This window comes from Mesorhizobium sp. LNJC405B00, assembly GCF_000502615.1.
Classification (GTDB): Bacteria; Pseudomonadota; Alphaproteobacteria; order Rhizobiales; family Rhizobiaceae; genus Mesorhizobium.
On sequence record NZ_AYWC01000018.1, the window covers coordinates 1 to 21,493 of the forward strand.

The following is a 21,493-nucleotide window of genomic DNA, read 5'->3' on the forward strand; positions in this document are numbered from 1 at the left end:
AAAATGTCTTTGACGGCAGCGCTGGCGGTCTTAACTTCAGTCTTGGTCATGGTGGCGTTCCTTCGCGGGAATCAGGTGACGTGAACAATCACCAGCCTGCCATGACCGCCCCCTCTCAGCGAATTTGCAGAACTCTCAGCACACTACCGGGGCAATGTGGATCGGTGCCTAATTTGCATAACACCAAGCAAACACAAGGGATTGAGGCTGGCTTACCTTCTCCGTTGCTTGCAGGAATACTCCTTCATTGCAATGGATTTGCACCATCTGCTCCTGCCGGTCTCCCGCCGCACCTGGTGTTCCGGCCCTTTCAGGGGCTCGGCTCGATCGGCGTGACCACCCTGATCAAGCATCGACATAGCCGTCGAATACCGCTTTACTCTCGGCTGTCCGTTCGGGGCATGGCGGGGTGCCTCCCCGATCACGAAGCAGCACCCGAACAAGCCCGTGACCAGCGCGTCTCCGCTTCCGAGACTTTCTCACTCAGTAAGGCTATGCGCCCGCCGCCACCTGCGGGCTACGCCGGCATCAACCGGCGGGCAGATGGGCCGAGGGCAATAAGCGGGCCTGGCGCAACGCCGCCAGATCAGCCGAGCCGGTGCAGAAGCAGGCGACGGCCAACTGGCGGATGACGATCTCGAAATGCGCGACAACGGCCTCGGTGGATACCGTAGCCGCGCGCAGCACGCCGGCTGCCTGCCCGGCGATGTCCGCGCCCAGGCGGATAGCCTTGGCCACGTCGACGCCGTCGCTGACCCCGCCCGACGCGATCAGCTTCACCGCTGGCAGCGCCCGACGTACCGCCTGCACGCTGGCCGGGGTCGGGATCCCCCAATCGGCGAACGCCATCGCAACTGTACGGTCGGCGGCATCGGGGGCCCGCTCGCCCTCCACCGCGGCCCAACTGGTGCCGCCGGCGCCGGCGACATCGATCACCGCCACGCCCGCCTGAACGAGCGCACAAGCCACCGAGGCAGAGAGGCCCGACCCCACTTCCTTGGCCACGATCGGCACCCCCATGCTGCGCGCGGCGCGAGCGATCTGGGCCAGGACGCCGCGCCAGTCGCGGTCGCCCTCCGGCTGTACCGCTTCCTGCAGCGGATTGAGATGGACAATGAGTCCATCGGCCTCTAGTGCATCCACCGCCCGGCGCGCGAGGTCCAGGCCGTCGGCCTCGCGCAGTTGCGCGGCGCCGATATTGGCCAGCAAGGGAACGTCTGGGGCCAGGCGGCGCAGCGCGCGCGTTAGCCCCTGGGAGTTGCGGGATTGCAGGCTTACGCGCTGCGAACCGACGCACATGGCGATCCCCAAGGCTTGCGCTGCCTCGCTCAGATGGCGGTTAATGGCCTCGGCGCGTGGCATGCCGCCGGTCATGGAGCTGATCAGCAGAGGCGCGCGCATGGTCTTGCCCAGCAGCGAGGCGCTGAGGTCGATCTGCGTCAGGTCCAACTCGGGCAATGCACAGTGTTCGAAACGAATGTACTCCCAGCCAGCGGCCTTGGCCCGTGCCGTTCGCCGATCCAGCACGATGTCCAGGTGGTCGTCCTTGCGCCGGCTCAACTTGGTGTCGCTGATGCTCGCTCCTTCCGCGTCATCGGGCGACGGCGTTGCGTCGGATCGGACCGACGGCAGCGCGCGGACGCCGCCGTCTCCCGCGCGTTCAGGCCGGCGCACGCTCGCCTCCGCCCGCAGCGTCGCTGCGGTAGCGACTGGTCGAGGTCTCGTAGTACTGCGCGCGGATGGCCGCCATGGCCTCGATCAACGGTCCCCACGGCGCGGGAAAACGTTCTTCCGCCATCACCCGGTGCAGCATGCGTGTGTGGCCGGCCAACTCGTCCTTGAGGAACTCCACCACAGGCATGGCCGGATAGCGCTGCAGCAGCAGGATCGCCGCGTTGTCGGCCTCGCCGGCCGATCTATCCTTTTCGCGTCCATGCAGATCGTTCTGCAAACGCCCTATTGCGGATATGAGCCGCAGGGCCTGGCGAAACGCCGGACGCGGGCGCAAGGTCGCCATGTCCAGCCCCCACAGCAACGACAGGCAACAGAACACGTTCGTGTAGGCGATCGAATCCACGCCGTTCTGCAAGTACTCGGCGTAGGACCAGCGCTCCTCCCCTGCCGCCTGCGCGTGTCCGGCGCGCAGCGCCGCGCAGTAGCACCGGGTATCCTCCAGAAGCTGGGCATAGTCGCGACGATCGTAGGCGAGCGCGGCGAGCGAAGCGCGCAGCACAGCACAGCCCTCGAATCCGGGGAGCACACACCGCACGCCCCGCCCCAGCGCCTGCTCCACCGCGGCGAGCTGCTCCGGCGCGATCAGGTCAAGGTCGTTGCAATCGTCGAGCCAGAACAGCAGCGCCAGTTCGCGATAGAAGGCAACGATCAGCGTTTCGTCCAGCGGATCGCGGCCGGTGCGGGCGCTGGTGTCGCGCAGGCTCGGATGGATGCGCTGCAGGATGTACTGGCCGCCCCGGACTGCTTCCACGCCATGCTCGTCGGCGAACCCGGTCAGGGAACGCCCCCACTCCAGCACCTGCTGCAGCGCGCGATCGGTCGGGATCATGGCCCCCCTCCTGCTCCCTCGGCCGAGACGCGCCGCCCCAAACGAAGCGCCAGCCACAACCCGGCGAGTTCGGCCACGCGCACCACCCGAGTGGGGCAATACAGTTCCTTTCCGATCCACAGCGGCGTCTGGGGCAATACATGCGCCGCGTGGCGGGCGAGCATCCACTTCAGCGCACGCGCCACCGCCTGCGCGATGCGCCGGCGCCCTGCCCGCTCTTCGCTCCCGTCCATCACGTGCAACGCGAACAGCGCATAGGCGGTTTCCTCGAGTGTGGACGCGCAACCGGCGCCCCAGCCGCCGTCGTCGCGCTGCGTCCGCAGCAGCCCCGCCAGCGCGCGCTCGTCGCGCCACTGCGGGTTGCCTTGCGCGAGCGCAGCGACCGCATGCGCGGTTGGATACAGCCAGGAAACGTGCCATTTTTCGTTGTCCCATAGACCATGCGGGTTGCGACTGGCCTCGACGTAGGAGCTGGTGCCGGCGGCGGGCTTTCCCAACATTCGCAACGCATGCAGGGCATGGATGTTGGTCGACACCGAGGCATTGCGCTCGCCCGGGAAGGTGACGAAGAGCTCGCCGGTTTCGAACTGGCGCAACGCGTCGGCCGCCGGGTCGCGGCCTGCAAGGCGAAGGACGCACAACGCAACGGCGGTGTCGTCCGCATCGGCCGCGAAGTGCAAGGCAGGACCCAGACCGCGGACTCCGAGACGGGCGTCGAGTTGCGCGATGATCACTTGCACCGCCTCGGCGAGCGCGGGATGCGCGAACAGACCGGCCAGATGCAGGGTGTACAGCGACCAGCATGGCTCGAACACATTAATTGGCCAGACGTTGGGAACGACACCTTCGATGCCGGTGCGCGTCGCCCGCGATGCCGCCTGCAGATACCCGTCGGTGCGCCAGACTTGCGCCGTTCTTCCCTGTGTCACGGCGTGCGCACGCCACGCGGCGGTGGCCGCTGGACTGATGCCGATGCTGCCGTCGTCGTCCGGGCATGCGGTGGCCGGCGACGTCCCCCAGGCTTCCCAGGAGTGCAGCAACGGATGGCCGCTCGGCAACGTCGCCACAGCCCCCAACTTGACCAGGCGTGCTTGCCGCAACGGCAACAGCGCCGGGTGGCGCGAAAACGCCAAGCCGCCCAGCAAGGATGCGGCCTCGTCGCACAACTGCGGCAGGATCAGCTCCGCGCCGATGGGCGCGTCTTCCGGCACCGCATGCGCGTAGGGATCGGGCTGGCGCTCGAGGAACCGGATTGCAGCCTGGGCTGCGTCGGCAGCGCCGGGAAGAGGATCGGCACGCTGCAATGCCAGCAACGCCGCCCAGGTAGGCGCATGGCGAAACAGCGGGAAGTCCGCACTTCCCCATCCGCCATCGGCCTGTTGCTGCGCGATGAGCCACGCGTATGCGTCGTGCCGACCGGTGACGTTGCCGTCGAATTGCAGAGCTCGCGCCGTGTCGTATACGGACGGACCGACGCTACCGCCGTCGCTCATCTCGCTCAGCAGATGACGCAATTCGGAAAGGATCTGTTCGGACAGCGCGTTCACGCGGTATGTTCCTTCTGCAGAGGGCTAACGAGAACAGAAACGTGCAGACGCCGCGCACGTCGCCGCCGACACGGACACTGTGCAGCATGCAGCGCCCGCCGGCCGATCGCACCAGCACAGGGGCGAGTCCTTACGGATGGGCGCGCTCATGCGTGTGGCGCGGACAGATAGACGTTGGCCCGCTGCAGCATCTGCGCCAACCCTTCCGCACGCGGCCCCAGAGGGGCGATGGCCTCCCCGGCCTCGTGCAACAAGTACAGCGCGAACTGGCGCGCTGCCTGCAGCCCCATGATCGACGCGCAGGTCGGCTTCTGCGCGGCCGCGTCCTTGCCGGGGGTCTTGCCAAGAGTCGCGGTATCCGCCGTCGCGTCGAGAATGTCGTCGGCCACCTGCAACGCCAGGCCATAACAGGCGGTGTAGCGATCGAGCGCACAGTACAGTGCAGCGTGCGCGGCATCCTCCGCGATGGAGTATAGCGCGCCCATGCGAACCGACGCGCGCACTAGCGCTCCGGTTTTCATCCGGTGCATCGCCAGGATCCTGTCCAGCCCGGCGTGCTTTCCGACCAGCGACAGATCCATGGCCTGCCCGCCTGCGGCACCCTCGGCGGACACCGCCTGCGCCAGTTCGCGCACGAGCGCAATACGATTGTCGCCCGGCGCATCCAGGCTCGCCAGCGTCAGGAAGGCGTGGGCCTGCAGCGCATCGCCGACCAGGATCGCAGTGGCTTCGCCGAACTTTACGTGCACGGTCGGAAGGCCGCGGCGAAGCACGTCGTCGTCCATCGCGGGCAGGTCGTCGTGGACCAGGGTACAGGCGTGCATCATCTCGATGGCGGCGCAGACGTCGTCGAGCATGTGCGCCGGCGTGCCCGCCAGTGCGCCGGCAGCCAGACAGAGCAAGGCGCGGGTGCGCTTCCCGCCATGCAAGGTGGCGTAGCGCATGGCCGCCATCAGCTCTGTCTTACCGTCGTCTTCGGCGCAGAGCAGACGCGCCAGCGCCTGTTCGACCCGCTTTGCGCCGTCCTGCATCCAGATCTGCGGGAGCAGCCCGCCAGATGCGCCGCGCGCCTGCGCGCCCAATCCGCCGAATGCGGAAACGCCAGTTCGGTCGCGTGGAGTGGAACCGGTCTGCATGTTGTTGATGTCCTTGTAGCTGAGACGGCCACGGCGAGCGCAAGCCGTCACGGTGTTGCCGGCGTCACACGAGCGCGTGCGCTGAGTGCAGCAATGCCGCGCCCCGCCGGCGCCGCTGCCTTGCCACACAAGGCATGCGATGCCAGCTCATGAGAAGCCTATGCGGATTGCCATGGACGGATGTGCGGTCGGGTAATAGCGCCGGCCTTTTTCGACGTCGCTCAGCAACTGCGGCCGCACCCGGTCCTTGTGCATGGTCAGCGCCAAGGCGATGCAGAACTGCACCATTTCCAGCCATACCAGGTGGTAGCCGATGCAGACGTGTGGGCCGGTACCGAACTGCAGCATGTCCACGGGCCGGATCGGTTCTGTGCGTAGCAGCCACCGCGCCAGGCGGAACTGATCAGGCGCCTCGTGCAGCAGCGCCGAGGTCGAGAAATGCAGCAGCGGGATGCATAGGTGGGTGCCCGCGGGAATGCGCCGTTGGCCGAGTTGCAATTCCTGCAGCGCGCGACGCGGCAGGAGCGTGGTCGCCGGATGCAGGCGCAGTGTCTCGCGGAACAGCGCCTCGGCGACCGGACACTGCGCCAGGTCCGCGTGCCGGGTCGGCACCGCGCCCACGCGTTGCGCCTCCTCTACCAGGGCGTCCCACAGCACAGGCTGCCGCGCCAGCTCGATCACAATCCAGGCCATCGTCGAGGCAGTGGTGTCGTGACCGGCAAGCAGCAGCAAGCGAATATTGGCGATCAGGACGTCATCGGAGAGCGGACCGTCGCTGCGGTCGAAGGCGCTCACCATGTCGTTGATCAGCCCGGTGCGCGCGGCATGCGCGCGCGCATCGCGGACGAACTGGCGCAACTGCGCGTCGATCCAGTCGCGAGCGGCACGGCCGCGCCGCAAGGGCAGTCCGGGCAGGTCGACTGGTGGCGCGACGATCAACTGCAGCAATTGCCGGTACTTGCGATGCCATCCCGGCAGATCCTGCGCGGGGATTCCCATGAGGCTGAAGATGAGCTTCAGCATCAGGTCGCCGGTCTCGCGCAGGATAGTTACCTCGCCGCGGGCGCGCCACGCCTGCACCCGCGCCTGGATGACCGGCGCGAACAGGTCGCCGATCCCGGCCTGGGTCAGCCCCTTGGGCAAGAACGCTGCCTTGATGGCATCGCGCGCCTGCCGGTGCGCGCCGCCGTCCAGGGCAACCAACGTTCCGCCAAGCAATTCGGGCGCGATCTCTTCGATCAGCGCCGAGGACACGTCCTTGTGCTTGAGCAGAGAGAATGCGTCCGGATCCACACAGGTCATCAGATGTCCGGCAGGGCCGAAATCCAGCCAGAAGTGGCTGCCCAGCGTCCGTTCTGCGCGTTGCAGCAGGCGCGGCAGGTCGCAGACAATGGCGGGAAGATGCCCGACCAGCGGGAAAGCGCCGGGCATGACCGGGATGTCGGATCGCAGCCGGTGCCGACGGTTGAGTGGGTTGAGCAGTATGTCCATCAGCAGCGCGCCGCCGTCGCCGATTCGGTGTCGTCGGCAGGGCGCGCGGCGCAGCTGTTGCCACCGTCGGCGTATGTCGGCACATGCGCCAGCATGCCGCCATCGATGCACACGACCTGGCCGGTGATGAACGCAGCATCGGCGGAGAGCAGGAACGCCACGAGCGCGGCCACGTCCTCGGGGCGGCCGACGCGCTGCAGGAGCTGGTGCCGGCGCAGATGCCGTTGCATGCACTCGTCCAGCTTGGCGAGGAGACGCTCGGTCATGATAAGACCCGGCGCAACCGCGTTGCAGCGAATCTGCGCATGACCGTACTGGGTGGCGAGCGAAGCCGAGAGCATGTTCATCGCCGCCTTCGACGCGCCATAGGACGTCTGCGCCGTGTCACCGCTGAGCCCTTGGCACGACGACATGTTGACGATCGCGCCACCGCCGCGGGCGATCATCCGTGGGATGGCCTGCCGGCAGCAGAGCAGCGTGCCGCGCAGATTGGTCGCCATGGTCTGGTCCCAGACTGCCAGGTCCAGGTCGAGGATCGCGCAGTCGCGCGGGGTCAGATGCATGGCGCTCGCATTGTTAACCAGCAGGTCGACCCCACCGAAGTGCCGCTCCGCCGTCTCGAACAGCGCTGCCACCGCCTGCTCATCGGCGATATCCATGGCTATGGGCAGCGCGTGGCCTGCTTCGGCCGCGATCTGCGCGGTGCAGGCGATGGCCGCCGAGCCATCAATGTCGGCCACCACCACTCTGCCGCCCCCGCGCGCGATGGCGAGAGCGCATGCCTTGCCGATGCCGGCGCCGGCGCCGGTCACCACGGCCACCTTGCCTTCAAACCTTGCCATCGTGTCTCCTGAATTGCATTGGTCTTTCGCAGCATGCCGCTCGGCCTGCGCCGGAGAAGGCGCAGGGTCGGCACTGGCGCTCTCGTCATGGCCAGCGTCGCTTTCGATGACCCGAATGGCGGCGACCGGGCACTGGTTGGCCGCAAGCCGCACGGCGGCGTGCAGCGCCTGCGGGACCGTCGCCACGCACACTTCGGCCACCCCGTCCGGTTCGCGCTGGCGAAAGGCGCCCGGCAGCGTCAGCACGCACTGCCCGGTAGTTCCGCACAGATCCTGATCGACCACGACCCGCATCTCAGCCCTCCTGCCGATGCAGCCGCACCGGCAGCGCGCGGAACGTCCTAAGGAACGCGGAGGGCTCCCGGGTCGGCTGCTCGGCCAATGCCAGCGTGGGGAAGCGCGCCTGGATCCGCGGCAGGCTCTCGGCCAACTGCACCCGGGCCAGTTGCGCGCCAAGGCAGAAGTGGATGCCGTGGCCGAAGGCCAGCATGATCTTCCCGTCGATCGAAATGCCAGAACTAGTGCCGCAGAACCGCACGGGATCGAAGCGGTCCGGATCGGCGAAGGCGTCCGGGTCGCGATTGCCGGCCGCGATCAGAACGCGCACGTCCGCGTTCTTCGGGATCACCACGCCGCCCAGTTCGATGTCGCGCTGGGCAATACGCGGAATGGAGCTGAACATGGCGGGCGCGTCGTAGCGCAGGGCTTCTTCGACGAATGCCTTTACTCCCATGGCATCACCTTTCAGCCAGTGCCGCTGTTCGGGATACGCCAGCATCGCCAGGACAGCATGGCCGATGGCCGCGGCAGTGGTGGCGAAGCCGCCCAGCAACATGCCCCAGAGCATGCTGATCAATTCCGTATCCGACAGCATCTCGGCATCGCCGTCGTGTGCGCCGACCAGCATTGACACGATGTCGTGGCTGGAATCGGAGCGCTTGCGCTGTATGAGGTCGCCGAAGTAGGCCTGCACCCTGGCGCTGGCCTCGTCCCCCGCGGCGAGCTGCGGATCGCTGGCGTGCGGGCTCAGGCCTTCCAGAATGGCGCTGATGCCGGTGACGAGCGCGAGAATGTCGCCCGGGCACATGCCGAACAGTTCGCCGAAAACCAGCATGGGCAAGGCCAGCGCGAATTCCTGATGCAGGTCCACTGCCTCCCCGCGCTCCAGTGCGGGCGCCATGCCGTCCAGGCGCGCTGCGACAATGCGAGCGATGGTCGGCCTCAGCTTGTCGATCTGGCCGATGGTGAAATCGCGCGAGATCAGCCGGCGCAGACGCGTATGCGTTGGAGGTTCCTTCATCGCCAAAGTGGACGCCAGCAGACTTAGCGACAGGCTGGTCGCCGCACGCGGGAAATAGCGCGCCAGTTCGCCTGGTGCCGGCCCCCGAAAAGCATCGCCCGTGGCCTTGAGCGCCCAGTAGATGTCGGCGTGGCGGCTCAACAGAAAGAGGCCCGACGCCGCGCGATGTACCGGATCGTGCTCGCGCAACCACCGCATGAATGGGTACGGGTCCTGAATGCACGCTGGCGACGCCAGTTCGGCGAAGGCGTCCCGGCATGCTGCCGTGGTTTCTTGCACGTCCATCTTGGTCACCTGTTGGTTGGCTGATCTGATCGGCGCGCGGCAGTCGCGCGGGCAATTCGAGGACATCGCGATTCCTCGTGGCGTCCGCGCATCACCAGAGCACCGGGAACTCCACGAACCCGCCAGTGATGATCTCCTTGCGCAACTCCAGTTCTTCGGGCGCCACCGCCAGGCGCAGCGCGGGAAAGCGCTGGAAGATCGAACCGAACACCGCTTTGAGTTCCAGCCTGGCCAGCGCCAAGCCGATGCAGCTGTGCGGCCCGTAGGAGAACGCCAGGTGCGGGTTTTCGTCACGTCCGACATCGAAGATTTCCGGGTCGTCGAAATGGCGCGGATCGAAGGACGTCGCCGGCAAGCCGACCAGCACCTTGCTCTCCGCGGAAACATGCACGCCCGCGATGGTCACGTCGGTCCTGGGATAGCGCATGATGCCGTCCCAGCCCGCGCCCGGCGGGTACATGCGCAGGATTTCCTCCACCGCCTTGTCCACCAGGGATGGATCGCCCACCAGGCGTGCGCGCTGTTGCGGATGGCGGAACATGGCCAGCAGGCCGAATTCGATCTGTGCCACGGTGCTCTCGTGCCCCGCCACCAGCATGCCCGCCGCCAGGCCGATCGCCTCTTCCTCGGTCGCCTTGCCCTGGTCGACCGCCGCGAGCAGATCCGTCAGCACGTTGTCGCCCGGATCCTGGCGCTTGTCCCGCATCTTGCCGCGAATGTAGGTGCCGAGTTCTTCCCAGGCCAAGCGCGACGCGCTTCGCGGGCCGCTTTCATGCTGGTGCGTCATCACCTCGTCGGACAGCCCGGCGAAAAAGGCGTGATCCTCGTAGAGCACGCCCATCAGCGCGCCAATGACCATGGCAGGAAGCGGAAAGGAGAGGTGGCGCCGCAGATCGGCGGGCTGGGGCTGGGCCGCCAGCGTCTCGAACAACTGCGCGACGATCGCCTCCACTTGCTGAGCGAGCTGCTTCACCCTGCCGTTGCTGAAGGACGGCGCCACGATCGTGCGTAACCGCGTATGCTCGCCCCCCTCGTGCGAGACCAGCCATCCTGGCGAACCGAGAATCACCGAATCCGGGGTGAATGCCGCCGGCGGCATTCCCGCGGGCCGGAACGCCGCGTCGGTCAACACCGCCTTGGCCTCGTCATAGCCTGTCACCCACCAGCCTTCGTGCCCGGACGGGAAGCGCACGCGGTGGATCGGACCGTTGGCGCGTAGCGCCAACATCTCGGGGGATGGCTCAATGTGATCGACGCGCCACATCGGCAGCGTCGGCAAGGGTTGTTCGGACATGGTGGCACTTCACTCTATAGCGAGGGCGGAAGGTGACCGGCGGGCGCTGCGGCAGCGAAGACCTAAGACGGCATATAGATGACGTCGTCCGAAGGCAGACCGATTATCAAGAACGGCTGGCGCGTAACTGTCTAGGCACATCGCGCGGCGATATGCAGAACGTTATCCTGCACCTTCGAGGTCAGGATAAGGTCGGTGTGGTGGGCCTTTGAGCCGCCGCCAGCCAAGATTTCCTGCGCAAGGGTCGACAAGAGCGGCGAGCTATTGGGTAAGGGCGGTTTCGCCGAGGACCCCATGCCCATAGACGCTATCCGACGCGGATTTGACATTTTGCTTTTCTTTCTTCGTTCCGTGCCATCCACGAAATGAAAGTCGGTCGGCGGCTCCCGGCCCGCAACGAAGCGGCTTCAAAACTCGTGCCAATTTGGCCAACCGAAGAAAAAATCTGTGATGCTTTTAGGGGCTTAGCCTGAGGCCAGAGAAGAGCTAGGCGAAATAGGCCGGTGTCGCGGGCCAACAAAGGCGACGGAACAGTGTCGGACAGAACGCCTCGGCGACCTTTAGGTCGGGCTTGCGACATTCTGGTCCAGTTTCGAACATAAGAGGCGGCGAACAGACACGATTGGGGAATTCGATCCTCACGGGGCCAAGGCGCTTGCCCAAGAGCCCCCGCTCATGGTCGCTGCGACAGGCGCATGTTCGCGATAGCCGTGCCTGCGCACCAATGAACGCTAGCGCCACACGTTACGCAATGACTGGAGTGCCCTCCAGGCTCAGGTAATGCATCGGCTCGGCTTCCGGTTCGTCTTTGCCCAGCCGGGGCTGAAGCGCCGAATATCCGCACCATACAGCATCGTTGTTGCCTGTGTGACGAGGCGGTTATAGCGCGCGCCCGATCTTCTAAGACACGGCCTCCGAGAAGGAGGGGCGGTCCAACAGCCCCTCTATTCCAAATGGCACGCCGCTTGCTGCTCCTGGTTAGAGCACCATCAAATCACGATGAAAGCGACTTGCACCATGCCCGACACGCGAAGCTCCAGACCGTGGCCTGAGGAGACGGTGCCCCTTGCAGCTGAACATCGGGGCATCGTCTCCTCCGGAAGTCCGATCTGGATGGCCGCTTTGCGCATGGCTGGTCCGATGCCGGCACGCCAACACGGGCAGCGCGCGCAAATGCGGTTTGCCGGTTCTGTTCAGCATGTGAGTGCCGAAAAGCCTTGTCAAAGGGTCACCCAAGCCAAGGCCGGCGGGTCACTGCCACATATCCACAACACGCTGAACCAGTCCAGTGACTCGGAGTCCTGTGACGCGGGTGTGTTGCATGAAGACATTTCAGGCCCCCATATGCTTGCGATATTGGCTCCTTCCGGCCGCTATCCTTTTTCGAAACGCAAGATCGCTAGTGACCGATCCCGCTTCCGGCGCCATAGCCGTGGAAAGCAACCGGCTCGACGGTGTCCAGATCGCACAGATCGATTGCGTTCGGGTGGCCAAGACACCGCCAAGACGTTCCCATTGTCGGGAGGGAAAAAGGAGGTTGCGAGCCGCGAGGCCCTCATTCCGTGCCGGGCATACGAGCCTTTGCCCGGTATTGCGCCAGCCTCTGCCAGAATTCAGCGCAGTCTTCTTCAGGAGCAACTTGATGACAGTTCGAAACAAAGTTCCCTTCGTCACCTTTCTCACGCGTGTTCACGATAAGTCAGTCCAGGGGCCAAATCCATATCGCTGGGAAGAAAAGACATCTGACGACTACTTTGCCGGCAAGCGGGTCATCCTGTTCTCGCTGCCTGGCGCCTTCACTCCGACCTGCTCGACCTACCAATTGCCCAAGTTCGAAGAGCTCTATGATGAGTTTGAGAAGGAGGGAATTGACGCGATTTACTGCCTCTCAGTCAACGACGCCTTCGTCATGAATGCGTGGGGGAAGTCCTTGGGCCTGAAGCAGGTCGAGCTCATCCCCGATGGCTCAGGCGAGTTCACACGCAAGATGGGCATGCTGGTTGCCAAGGACAATCTCGGATTCGGGATGCGCTCATGGCGCTACGCCGCCCTGATCAACAATGGCGTGGTGGAGCACTGGTTCGAGGAGGAAGGTTTCTCCGACAACTGCGAGGCCGACCCGTATGGCGTCTCATCCCCGCAAAACGTTCTTGAAACGCTGAAAGCCGCCGCATGACCTAGAAAACGTCTCACTGGCGCCATTGCAGGCCCCAAGAGGCTCCTCGACAGGATTATCGCACTCACCATGCAATCTTCAGCAAGCCTGTTTCAGCGCCAGAAGCAATCCATCGTCGCATCGCCTCAACTCATTGAGTCGATTCGCTTGCTGCAACTGGCGCATACCGAACTGCATCAGTTCGTGGAGCGGGAAATCGAGAAGAACCCGCTCTTGGAATCTGCGTCAAACGATGGCGGGCCTTTTGACGATGCTTCGATTTCGGGAGCGGATCAGCCCCTCGGCCCTGGTGCAAACGCCGTTGAAGGGCTGACCGGGGCAGGGTCGCCTGAACGGCTCGGGCAATGGAAATCACTTCGCAACACGACCAACAACCCGCCGGGCAATGCCCCTTCCCTCGACGAGTTTGCCACCCTCGCCGAAACATTGCACGACCATGTCGCTCGTCAGATCGCCCTCACTGCGTTCACACCACAGGAGCGGCTGATCGCTGGCCAGCTTGCCGCCGATCTGGAAGACACTGGCTATCTTCGGGCAAACCTTTTGGAGCTGGCCGAGAGCCTAAATGTCCATGAGGCTGTTGTGGAACGGGTTCTCGGAACCTTGCAGCAATTTGATCCACCGGGAGTTTTTGCGCGAAGTCTCAGAGAATGCCTCGAGATTCAGTTGCGCCAGCGAAACCGGCTCGACCCGGCAATGGCAGCTTTGGTTGCCCATCTTGAAATGCTTGCGCGACGCGATTTTGAGGCGCTGAAGCAGCATTGCGGCGTCGATGAAGAAGACCTTCTCGACATGATGCATGAGGTTCGTGCGCTCGATCCAAAGCCTGGGAACAGATTCGAATCCGGTGCGTCTGAATCAATCATACCCGACGTCTGGGTCACGCCCTCGCCGCAAGGCGGGTGGCAGATCGAACTTGATCCCGCCACGCTGCCGAAGCTGCTGATCAACCAAACCTACTATGCCGAAGTCACGCGTCAAACTGCCCAAAATTCGAAAGATAAAGCATTTCTCGACGAATGCTTGCAAAACGCGAACTGGCTAATCCGCAGCCTCGATCAGCGCGCCAAGACGATTGTTAAGGTTGCGGCTGAAATCGTGCGTCAGCAGGATGCCTTTTTGGAACATGGCGTCGCCCACCTGCGGCCTCTCAATCTCAGAACCGTCGCTGACGCGATCGGCGTGCACGAGTCGACGGTAAGCCGGGTGACCTCGAACAAGTACATGCTTACCCCGCGCGGCGTCTTTGAACTGAAGTATTTTTTCACCGTCGCGATCGCGTCCTGCCAAGGCGGCGATGCGCACTCCGCCGAAGCTGTCCGGCATCGGATCAAAGCGATCATTGCCGCAGAATGTCCCGGCGACGTGCTTTCCGACGAGGACATCGCTGTCCGGCTGAAGGAAACCGGCATTGATGTTGCGCGCCGCACCGTCACAAAGTATCGCGAAGCAATGAACATCCCCTCCTCCGTGCAACGCCGCCGGGAAATGCGCTTGTGTTTTTAGATTTGGGTCAAAGCAGCCAACATCACCTTGCATTGCATCAAAGTGGAGACTTCGTTCATGGCCCGATCCGCAGCAGGCGTCATGAACGCTGTTCTGCACGACCCAGAAAAACCCGTCCCACCGTCTGGTCCAGCATGGGGTGCCATCATTTCGCTTTCCTTGGGCACCTTCGGGCTGGTCACGGCAGAGTTTCTGCCTGTCAGCCTGCTCACGCCCCTCGCGCATGATCTCGGTATCAGCGAGGGNGCGGCTGGACAGGCGATGACGGCGACAGCTATCGTCGGGGCGATCTCGGCGCCGACGGTGGCCATCATCACAAAGCGCCTGGACCGCAGGACCGTCATGTGGACCATGACGCTGCTGCTGATCCTGTCGGACGTTCTGGCGGCCGGCGCGTGGTCGCTGGCGGTTCTCCTGACTGCACGCGTCGTGCTCGGCATAGCGCTCGGAGGATTCTGGTCGATGTCGGCAGCACTGGCGATGCGGCTCGTTCCAAGCCACCTCCTGCCTCGCGCTATGTCGATCATCCTCACCGGCGTTTCCGTAGCTACCGTCTGCGCAGCTCCAATCGGCGCTTATGTCGGCGATATCTGGGGATGGCGAAGCGCCTTCATGCTCGCCGCAGCCGGCGGCGTCGCTACACTGCTCGTGCAGCTCATGACCATTCCGAGACTGCCTCCGATTGGAGTGACTAGCGTCCGCAGCCTGCTGGATGTGGCAAAGATTCCGATGGTCAAGGTTGCGCTTTTTGTCATCCTGCTGGTCGCTTCCGGCCACTTCGCCGGAATCACCTATATCCGCGCCTTTCTCGAAAAGATTCCCGCGCTTGACGTTGAGACGATCTCGCTTGTGTTGCTTGCTTTTGGCATCGGCGGATTCTTCGGCAATTTGGCCGGCGGGCTTCTGGCCGAGTACAGTCTCAAGGCAGTCGCGGCCCTTGCACCGCTGCTCATAGGGATAGCGGCTGTTTCGCTACTGACGGCGGGAGCATCGGCCTTCGCCTCGGGGATTGCGGTTGGCGCGTGGGGCTTTGCCTTCGGCGCGGTGCCGGTGGGATTACAGACGTGGATGGTGCGGCGGGCCGTTCCCGAGCAGGCCGAAAGCGCCGGTGTGCTGATGGTCGTAGCATTCCAAGTGGCAATCGCAGCCGGCGCGATTTTCGGCGGGCTATTGGTGGAGAATGCGGGGATCGCCAGCGCCATTGCCTACAGTGCTGTTGCCACGTTCGTCGCTGCCCTCATAGTTTTCCTGCTCGGCCCGAAGCGCGGAACCTAGACCGCCTGACAGGAGAGATCTCAGCAGCGCAGCGGGACGAGAGGTCCAATCGCATGCACGGCGCGGCGCGATCCTCCGCTTGCATGGACCCGCGGAAGCGCTTCGCCGGCTTCACCTCCGAGCATGGCGACGGACACCGGCATCTGCCGCACCGTTAAAGGCCACGTACAGCGACCTTAGAGGCTCGCGCGGAAGAAAACGACTTCGTCACAGCTCTGCGCGCCGGCGAGTAAGGACTGATTGCACGATTGCGAAGCATGAGGGACCATTACTACCGACTTGAGCATCGTTTGGAGGACTGCGATATCCCCACATGAGAGATGGGTCGGCACCGAAAGCAGCAATGCGGATCCATCGACCCTGACCTTTAGCCTCCGACGTTCGGCGCTTGCTTGCCAATCAACCAGCGCCGTCGGGCCAGCGGATCTCGTTTCCTTCGGTTCCAATGGGCCAGGCCAGGCCAAAGCCGTTGACAAACGGCAGACTTAGATCGTTCGTGCTCGTCACCTTCGCACCGACGAGAATTACTTGTCGGCCAGTCCACCGCTGATGCTGGCGGTAGTCGAGCAACTGGCCGATCACGGCGCGAATCGCGAAGCGCATCGTAGCCGCATCAGCAGGCTTGATCTCGACCATCACTTCGGGATTGCGTCAACCGCAACCGAAGGTCGTCGCGAAAACAAGCGGGAAGATCTGTCATGCTGAGGATGGACATTGATCTCGTACTTCCGCACATACCGTTTGTAGACGTCGGACGCTGCCGCTCCAGCCGGTCGGCCACGACTTCGATCATGAACGGCCGATGCCCCGACGGGAGCGACTGGCTCGCTTTCGATAATGCCTTTACTCTCTTGACGAATGCTCTGGCGGATCGATCTGTCGTATCGTTCGCACCACCAGCTTGCCTGGCCACTCCACCCTTTGACACGGTGCCTATCCCTCCGGGGCAGCACGAATGCATTTTCGGCGAGCGTCCTAGCCCTGAACGACCTGATCTTATCCTTGTAGTGCTGGGCGGGTTACGCCCCTTGAACTGAACCCATATTCTGGGCGCGCCTGCCGATCCAATTCGCCCTTAATCGTCTCGAACCGCTGTAAACGTACCCGTCATTGGCTGCAACAAAGTTGCATTCTTCGGCGCAATAACCCTGCTTACTCGAAATGCCCCGCCACCGAGAGGCGGGCATCCGCGCTCCGCCCGGCGTAGTCGTTCATCCACGCAACATTAAGCAAAATAGGCATTTCTCAGCCTCTAGGGACGTCATGACGGATTCGATCGAAGGTTCCTATGTCAGACGAGTTGGTTAGTTGAACCGTTTTGACGCGAATTCTAATCGAGCCTAATCCAGCTGGTGAATGGTAGATTGTGGCACAACAGCCTTGGCGATTTCACATAGGTGCTTGTGGTGCGTGAGATAGATGACCTGACCTGTGTTCGCCATCTCCCCAAACAATCTGAAAACCTCCTCCGAGCGAATATGGTCGAAGGTTTCCATGATGTCGTCGGCGATGAAGGGAACCGAAGGCCGGAATTGCGCAAACTCGTAATAACCGGCGAGTCTCAGGGCAAGGTACAACTGAAAGCGCGCGCCCTTTGAAAGCGCATCGGTGACCTTGGATTGCCCGTCACCCTGCACCGCGATGAGAACCTCACCACCTTTTACAGGCTGGGTTGTCAGCCCCGAATACTGGCCACGCGTCATTAGCTTGAACGCGTCTGATGCGCGCGCCATCATCCCGGAGCGGTGGCTCTCACGGTAGAGCCGCAAAGCATTTCCGGCCGACATAATGCCAAGCTTCAGTTCGATATAACGGGTGGCCTTCTCCTCGATTTCCAACAGGGTCGTGCGCCGTTCGGCATCCAGGCGTGCAACCGCACTATCACCGCCGATGGCGTCCAGCTTGTCGGCCGCGCGCGTCTGCCGGATCAGCTGTTGCTGGATGGTTTCATCGAACTGGCGAAGCCGCTGCTCGCCCTCAGCCTTCTCGACCGCGAGGCTGTCGAAATCGATCGCGTCCAGGATCGAGCGTGCCTGGTCGAATCCATCGACTGCGAGTTCCGCCACTACCCGTTCCTCAAGTTCGGCGACGGTAGTGCGCAAGCCGTCGCGCTCACGCAGCAGCTCGTCGCGTTCGACTACCTCGGACAGAGTGGCGACGCCAAAGACGCCCAGCACTTCATTCTTGCGGCGTTCGTGTGCCGAAATCTCGGTGTCGAGGATTTCGCGCGCCTCCTTGAGGCGCTTCAGCTCGTTGCCCAGGCTTGCCTTCGTTTCACGTGTCCGCTCGGCACGCTCCAGGCGCTCGGCAAGGCGGGTGGCCAACTGCTCCGGCTCGCCATCCTTCGTCGGCTCGTCGGCTTCGACCGCGACGGCGATGACCTCGACCAGAAAATTGGCCCTGTCGGCCTCCATCTTGTCGATACGCAGCTGCAGATCCTCCCGTTCCTGCAGGCTTCTTGACAGTTCGGCCAATTGATCGAGCACAGCGCCAACGCCTGACGCGGACAGACCGCTTTCGAGCCACGTTCCCTTGAGCGCTTCGGTAATGCCGGCCAGCCATTCCTCCTCGCGACGCTCCGCCACCCCCACCGCAACCCGTCGGGCAGCTAGATCCTCTTCTTTGGAACTCACCATTCTGAGCGCCTCGGCATACTCGGCGTCCAGCTTGCGCTGCCGGTCCAGAAACAGCTCCGCGATGGCCATGACTGCTTCGAGGGTGTCGCCGGGCTCTGATACTATGCCGACGCTTTCCAGCGCCGCTCTCATTTCCAAGTGTATCTGCTCGCCGGCGTCAGCGGCTCGCTCGGCTTTCAAGCGAGCAAGTTCGATCTGCTCCCAGGCAGCGAGCGCATCGCTGCGCGCCTCGATCTGATCCTCGATCCTTTCGATCAGGCGCTCAGACGAAGGTTCCAGGGCTTCTCCGAGGAGCTCGCTGGCGGCCACACGGATTTCCAACAATTGGGTATCCGCATCCTTGACGAGCTGTTGGCTTTGGATGCCGTTTCGTGACAGGTTGGCCGTCGCCTCGGCCAGGGCACGCGGCATTGCCCGGATCTCGGCCAGATCCGCCGCGCCGGCCAGCCGGCCTGCGCTGGCAACGTCATCGCGCGTCAGTGCCACGGCGAAATCGTCAGCGGTGTCACCAGTCAACACTGCGCGGTGCCTTGCCCACGCATCATCGCGGAGACGGCGGATGGCGGCAGCCGCTTCATCGTCGACAACGTCAACCGAGGCTCGAAGGGCATCCAATCGTGCGGCGAGCATTGCATGGTGGCCCTCGTATTCGGCGAGGCGTTCGGCAAGTACCGCGGTGTTCCTTGCCAGTACTGACGCTACTGTCTTCCAGGCGGCAATCTGCCCGGCGCTCGGAACCGCAACGTTGGCGAGAGCGAGGGCATCTCCGTTCCATGGACGCAAGCGAGCCAGCGATGCCTTCCATCGGATTGTTCCCGCATCTCCCGCCTCGCGAGCCGTCTTGATCTCTGCCTTGTGTCCGCTTGCTCGCGCTTTCGACAAAGCCGAGCCCAGCCTTGCCCTGGCGGGTTCGGGCACCGCCCTTTCCTCGCCGACCCGCTGCCTTGCCACCTGCAACGCATCGAGTGCTGCCGCCGTCTCGTCGCGGGCGGCGCGCGCGCCCGTAGCAATACCGGACCTCTGCTCGACCATAGCGCGAACGACGCCAACTGTGACGGCAGTCAGAAGCAGTGCGGCAGGATCCGGCTCGGAAGACCGGCCCAACGCGGCAAGGCAGCTTGCCACTGTGTTGTTGAGGATTTGCAGCCCCATCCTGCGAGTGGGCAAGTCAAAGCCAGCCGCGGTATGGCGCACCTTGCCCTCCGCCAGGCTGCGAATGCGTTCGGAAATCGACAGGATCCGTTCGTCCTCGTCGACCGCAGTGACTTTTGCCGACAGCCGCTCGACCTCATCGATGTTTGCGGACAGTCGCGTTCTGAGGCTGGCATCGTCATCGATCAGTTCGGTGACACTTCCCGTCCATGTCCGGGCTGGGGAGGTGATGTCCGGCAGCTGATCCAGCCGGGCAATCTTGCGGCGCATATCCGCCAGCATCGGCGCAGCACGTACGTAACGAGCAATGGTATCCAGCCTGGCCACCAGCACCGCCCGATCGCTGATGGTTCGGCCGTACTGCTGCGATGCATCGAGACGTTCGGCCTCCAGCCCCTCATAGGTCGATGCAAGTGTGTCGATCGCATCCCTGCGCGACTTCACGTCAACAAGGCGCTTCTTCAGCAGCGCCAGTTCGGTGCCATGCGCCTGCTTCCGATACAGCGCGTCTGCTTCGGCCTCGAGGGCGTTCAACGTATCGCTTGCGTTCCCAAGACCGGCGCTGGCCGTGAAGAGGAGCTTGCCGAGGTCGCCCCGCGACTCCAGGATCGATTTTCCGCCGGCTTCCAGCGTTTCGTCATCGAGTGAAAACATGGTCGTGTAAGCGTCACGCGACAGTCCGGCGAGATGCGCCGTGATCGCCACCTCGATCACCGATTGGCCCGTCGCGTTCAATAGCGAATTAGTACGCTGTTTCGTACGCGTGAACGTGTGCTCGGAGCCGGCCAGTTCCAGCACCCCACCGATGCGCATGGCGCTGTACTCATGCAGGAAGTTGTAGCGGCTCCGTTCCTCGATGCCGAACAGCAAATCTAGATAGGCGGAAAGCGCTGTCGATTTGCCGGCCTCATTCAGGCCAAACACGATATGCAGATCAGGTCCGGATTCCGGTTTGGGTCCGAAGTCGATCGTACCATCGGTGAACTTTCCATAGCGAATGAGGTCAAGGCGCTGCAGCCTCATGACGATCCACCGGACTTAAGGCGGGAAGTCACCAAGTCTGCGCCCTTGGAAAGCACCTGATCGAGGAACCGTTCCAGCCCGGCTTCGTCCGTCCCAGCAAAATCCCGTCCGTCGGCCGGAAGGTCGGCGACCATCCTTTGGACGAACGCCCTCGCCTCGGCGCGGAAGGCATCCGAGGTGGCATCGGCGCGCATGGATTGCTCGAGTTCGAAAATCGGATCAGCAGTATCCTCGGCCGTCTCCGCCCGAGGTGGCGCGAGGTCAAGCTCGAGCTTCTCCACCCACGTATGGCCCAGCTGTTCCGCAGCCTGTTCGGCTTCGGCAAGAAGGAGGTCCTTGTCGCGGATCAGCGCCCACATCAGTGGTGATGTTCCTGTTAGGCCAACGCGCGCCACAGCATGACGCGAGCGGACGGTGGCCCGCATCTCTTCGAGTGCGTAGCGAACACGCGCGACGGCTTCCGGCCACTCAACTGCTCCGGTAAGGTCGACGCTGACCCGCTCGAACTGCGCAACGCTGGTCAGCCTTTCCTCGACCTCCACCGAACGGTCGTCGCGCACCGTTACTAGGGAAACTGATTTCTCACTGGCCTCGTTAATGTCCCTCCCCTGCGGTATTCCCGGCATCACCACCGTGCTTGCGCCGGAATGGACTTGGCGAAGATGAATGTGGCCAAGCCCCCAATAGTCGAAACCGTGGGCGTGCAGGTCAGCGATGCTGCAGGGCGCGTAAACGTCGTGACCGGGCGATCCGGCCAGACTGGTATGCATGATGCCAATATTGACGGCTCCTTCGCGAGCAGCCGGATATTTGGGCAGCAGGCTGTCCGGCGCCTTAGGGTTCGCAAAGCTCAAACCATGGAAAACGACGTCCACACCGCCGGCTGTCTGCAATACCGACTGAGCACGACCGCCAAAAATGGTCACGGTGTCAGGAAACACCAGCTGTTTGGAAATCCGCGACAGGGCGTCATGATTGCCGCGGATCTTGAAAACCCTGATGCCGGCCTGGTGCAGGCGTGTCATCTGCGCTGCCAGGAACCGCGCCGTCTTCATCGAGGTTTGATCACCATCGTATAAGTCGCCGGCTATTACCAACGCATCCACGCGTTCCTCTAGGCAGAGATCCACTATCGAAACGAATGCCTGGCGGCTGGCGTCGCCCACGAGCCCGGCAAGATCGGGATTACGCATCGCGAGCGAACGCAGCGGCGAGTCGAGATGAATATCGGCCGTGTGTACGAATCGAAATGCCATTCGGCCTCCGC

14 protein-coding genes and 1 pseudogene are annotated in these 21,493 nt (G+C 63.5%); 3 read left to right on the top strand and 12 right to left on the bottom strand.

The genetic code is table 11. The annotated features are described in order from the left end of the window. Positions 1-528 precede the first annotated feature (528 nt). The 9 genes and pseudogenes from fni to X756_RS140670 form a co-directional block, all read right to left on the bottom strand. Entirely contained in the window at positions 529-1,575 is a 1,047-nt protein-coding gene (gene fni / locus X756_RS140700) for a type 2 isopentenyl-diphosphate Delta-isomerase (RefSeq protein ID WP_031239369.1), read from the bottom strand. Between the two features lie 85 nt (positions 1,576-1,660). Next, a complete protein-coding gene (locus X756_RS140695) occupies positions 1,661-2,563 on the bottom strand; it encodes a hypothetical protein (RefSeq protein WP_023731263.1) in 903 nt (300 codons plus the stop codon). Further along, a complete protein-coding gene (locus tag X756_RS140690; protein ID WP_023731264.1) occupies positions 2,560-4,110 on the bottom strand; it encodes a hypothetical protein in 1,551 nt (516 codons plus the stop codon). The genes X756_RS140695 and X756_RS140690 overlap by 4 nt, the downstream gene beginning before the upstream one ends. 146 nt (positions 4,111-4,256) lie before the next feature. Then, a complete protein-coding gene (locus X756_RS140685; protein ID WP_031239371.1) occupies positions 4,257-5,246 on the bottom strand; it encodes a polyprenyl synthetase family protein in 990 nt (329 codons plus the stop codon). Positions 5,247-5,393: 147 nt separating this feature from the next. Next, positions 5,394-6,737: a cytochrome P450 gene (locus X756_RS140680; protein ID WP_023731266.1), complete on the bottom strand. Its 1,344-nt coding sequence runs from the start codon at positions 6,735-6,737 to the stop codon at positions 5,394-5,396. Beyond that, positions 6,737-7,579 carry an SDR family oxidoreductase gene (locus tag X756_RS0135315; RefSeq protein ID WP_031239373.1) on the bottom strand — a complete coding sequence of 281 codons (843 nt, stop codon included), beginning with the start codon at positions 7,577-7,579 and terminating at the stop codon, positions 6,737-6,739. Before X756_RS0135315 ends, X756_RS140680 begins: the two co-directional genes overlap by 1 nt. Positions 7,580-7,747: 168 nt before the next feature. Then, positions 7,748-7,873, bottom strand: a pseudogene (locus tag X756_RS1000000170625) (ferredoxin); the annotation flags it as partial. Position 7,874: 1 nt separating this feature from the next. Next, positions 7,875-9,164, bottom strand: a complete 1,290-nt coding sequence (locus X756_RS140675) for a cytochrome P450 (RefSeq protein WP_031239374.1) — start codon at positions 9,162-9,164, stop codon at positions 7,875-7,877. A 91-nt stretch (positions 9,165-9,255) separates the two neighbouring features. Next, positions 9,256-10,458 carry a cytochrome P450 gene (locus X756_RS140670; protein WP_023731269.1) on the bottom strand — a complete coding sequence of 401 codons (1,203 nt, stop codon included), beginning with the start codon at positions 10,456-10,458 and terminating at the stop codon, positions 9,256-9,258. Positions 10,459-12,100: 1,642 nt separating this feature from the next. On the opposite strand from X756_RS140670, the gene X756_RS140660 reads away from it, so the two are divergent. The 3 genes from X756_RS140660 (at position 12,101) to X756_RS140650 (ending at position 15,415) form a co-directional block, all read left to right on the top strand. Next, positions 12,101-12,634 (top strand): peroxiredoxin, encoded by a 534-nt coding sequence (locus X756_RS140660; RefSeq protein WP_023731271.1) that lies wholly within the window; start codon positions 12,101-12,103, stop codon positions 12,632-12,634. A 69-nt stretch (positions 12,635-12,703) separates the two neighbouring features. Further along, complete coding sequence (rpoN, locus tag X756_RS140655; protein WP_023731272.1) at positions 12,704-14,140, top strand: RNA polymerase factor sigma-54; 1,437 nt, start codon at positions 12,704-12,706, stop codon at positions 14,138-14,140. Between the two features lie 57 nt (positions 14,141-14,197). Then, positions 14,198-15,415 (top strand): MFS transporter, encoded by a 1,218-nt coding sequence (locus X756_RS140650; protein ID WP_031239376.1) that lies wholly within the window; start codon positions 14,198-14,200, stop codon positions 15,413-15,415. 399 nt (positions 15,416-15,814) lie between these two features. Here X756_RS140650 and X756_RS140645 read toward each other — a convergent pair whose 3' ends face one another. The 3 genes from X756_RS140645 to X756_RS140635 form a co-directional block, all read right to left on the bottom strand. Beyond that, a complete protein-coding gene (locus X756_RS140645; RefSeq protein ID WP_023731274.1) occupies positions 15,815-16,051 on the bottom strand; it encodes a hypothetical protein in 237 nt (78 codons plus the stop codon). Positions 16,052-16,755: 704 nt separating this feature from the next. After that, complete coding sequence (locus X756_RS140640) at positions 16,756-20,226, bottom strand: AAA family ATPase (protein ID WP_023731276.1); 3,471 nt, start codon at positions 20,224-20,226, stop codon at positions 16,756-16,758. Beyond that, complete coding sequence (locus X756_RS140635) at positions 20,223-21,482, bottom strand: DNA repair exonuclease (RefSeq protein WP_023731277.1); 1,260 nt, start codon at positions 21,480-21,482, stop codon at positions 20,223-20,225. The genes X756_RS140640 and X756_RS140635 overlap by 4 nt, the downstream gene beginning before the upstream one ends. Positions 21,483-21,493 lie beyond the last annotated feature (11 nt).

Excerpts from the sequence above, each read along its gene's own strand:
- X756_RS140695 (WP_023731263.1), bottom strand. The coding sequence starts at position 2,563 with ATGATCCCGACCGATCGCGCGCTGCAGCAGGTGCTGGAGTGGGGGCGT.
- X756_RS140685 (WP_031239371.1), bottom strand. The coding sequence starts at position 5,246 with ATGCAGACCGGTTCCACTCCACGCGACCGAACTGGCGTTTCCGCATTC.
- X756_RS140680 (WP_023731266.1), bottom strand. The coding sequence starts at position 6,737 with ATGGACATACTGCTCAACCCACTCAACCGTCGGCACCGGCTGCGATCC.
- X756_RS0135315 (WP_031239373.1), bottom strand. The coding sequence starts at position 7,579 with ATGGCAAGGTTTGAAGGCAAGGTGGCCGTGGTGACCGGCGCCGGCGCC.
- X756_RS140675 (WP_031239374.1), bottom strand. The coding sequence starts at position 9,164 with ATGGACGTGCAAGAAACCACGGCAGCATGCCGGGACGCCTTCGCCGAA.
- X756_RS140670 (WP_023731269.1), bottom strand. The coding sequence starts at position 10,458 with ATGTCCGAACAACCCTTGCCGACGCTGCCGATGTGGCGCGTCGATCAC.
- X756_RS140660 (WP_023731271.1), top strand. The coding sequence starts at position 12,101 with ATGACAGTTCGAAACAAAGTTCCCTTCGTCACCTTTCTCACGCGTGTT.
- rpoN (WP_023731272.1), top strand. The coding sequence starts at position 12,704 with ATGCAATCTTCAGCAAGCCTGTTTCAGCGCCAGAAGCAATCCATCGTC.
- X756_RS140645 (WP_023731274.1), bottom strand. The coding sequence starts at position 16,051 with ATGGTCGAGATCAAGCCTGCTGATGCGGCTACGATGCGCTTCGCGATT.
- X756_RS140640 (WP_023731276.1), bottom strand. The coding sequence starts at position 20,226 with ATGAGGCTGCAGCGCCTTGACCTCATTCGCTATGGAAAGTTCACCGAT.
- X756_RS140635 (WP_023731277.1), bottom strand. The coding sequence starts at position 21,482 with ATGGCATTTCGATTCGTACACACGGCCGATATTCATCTCGACTCGCCG.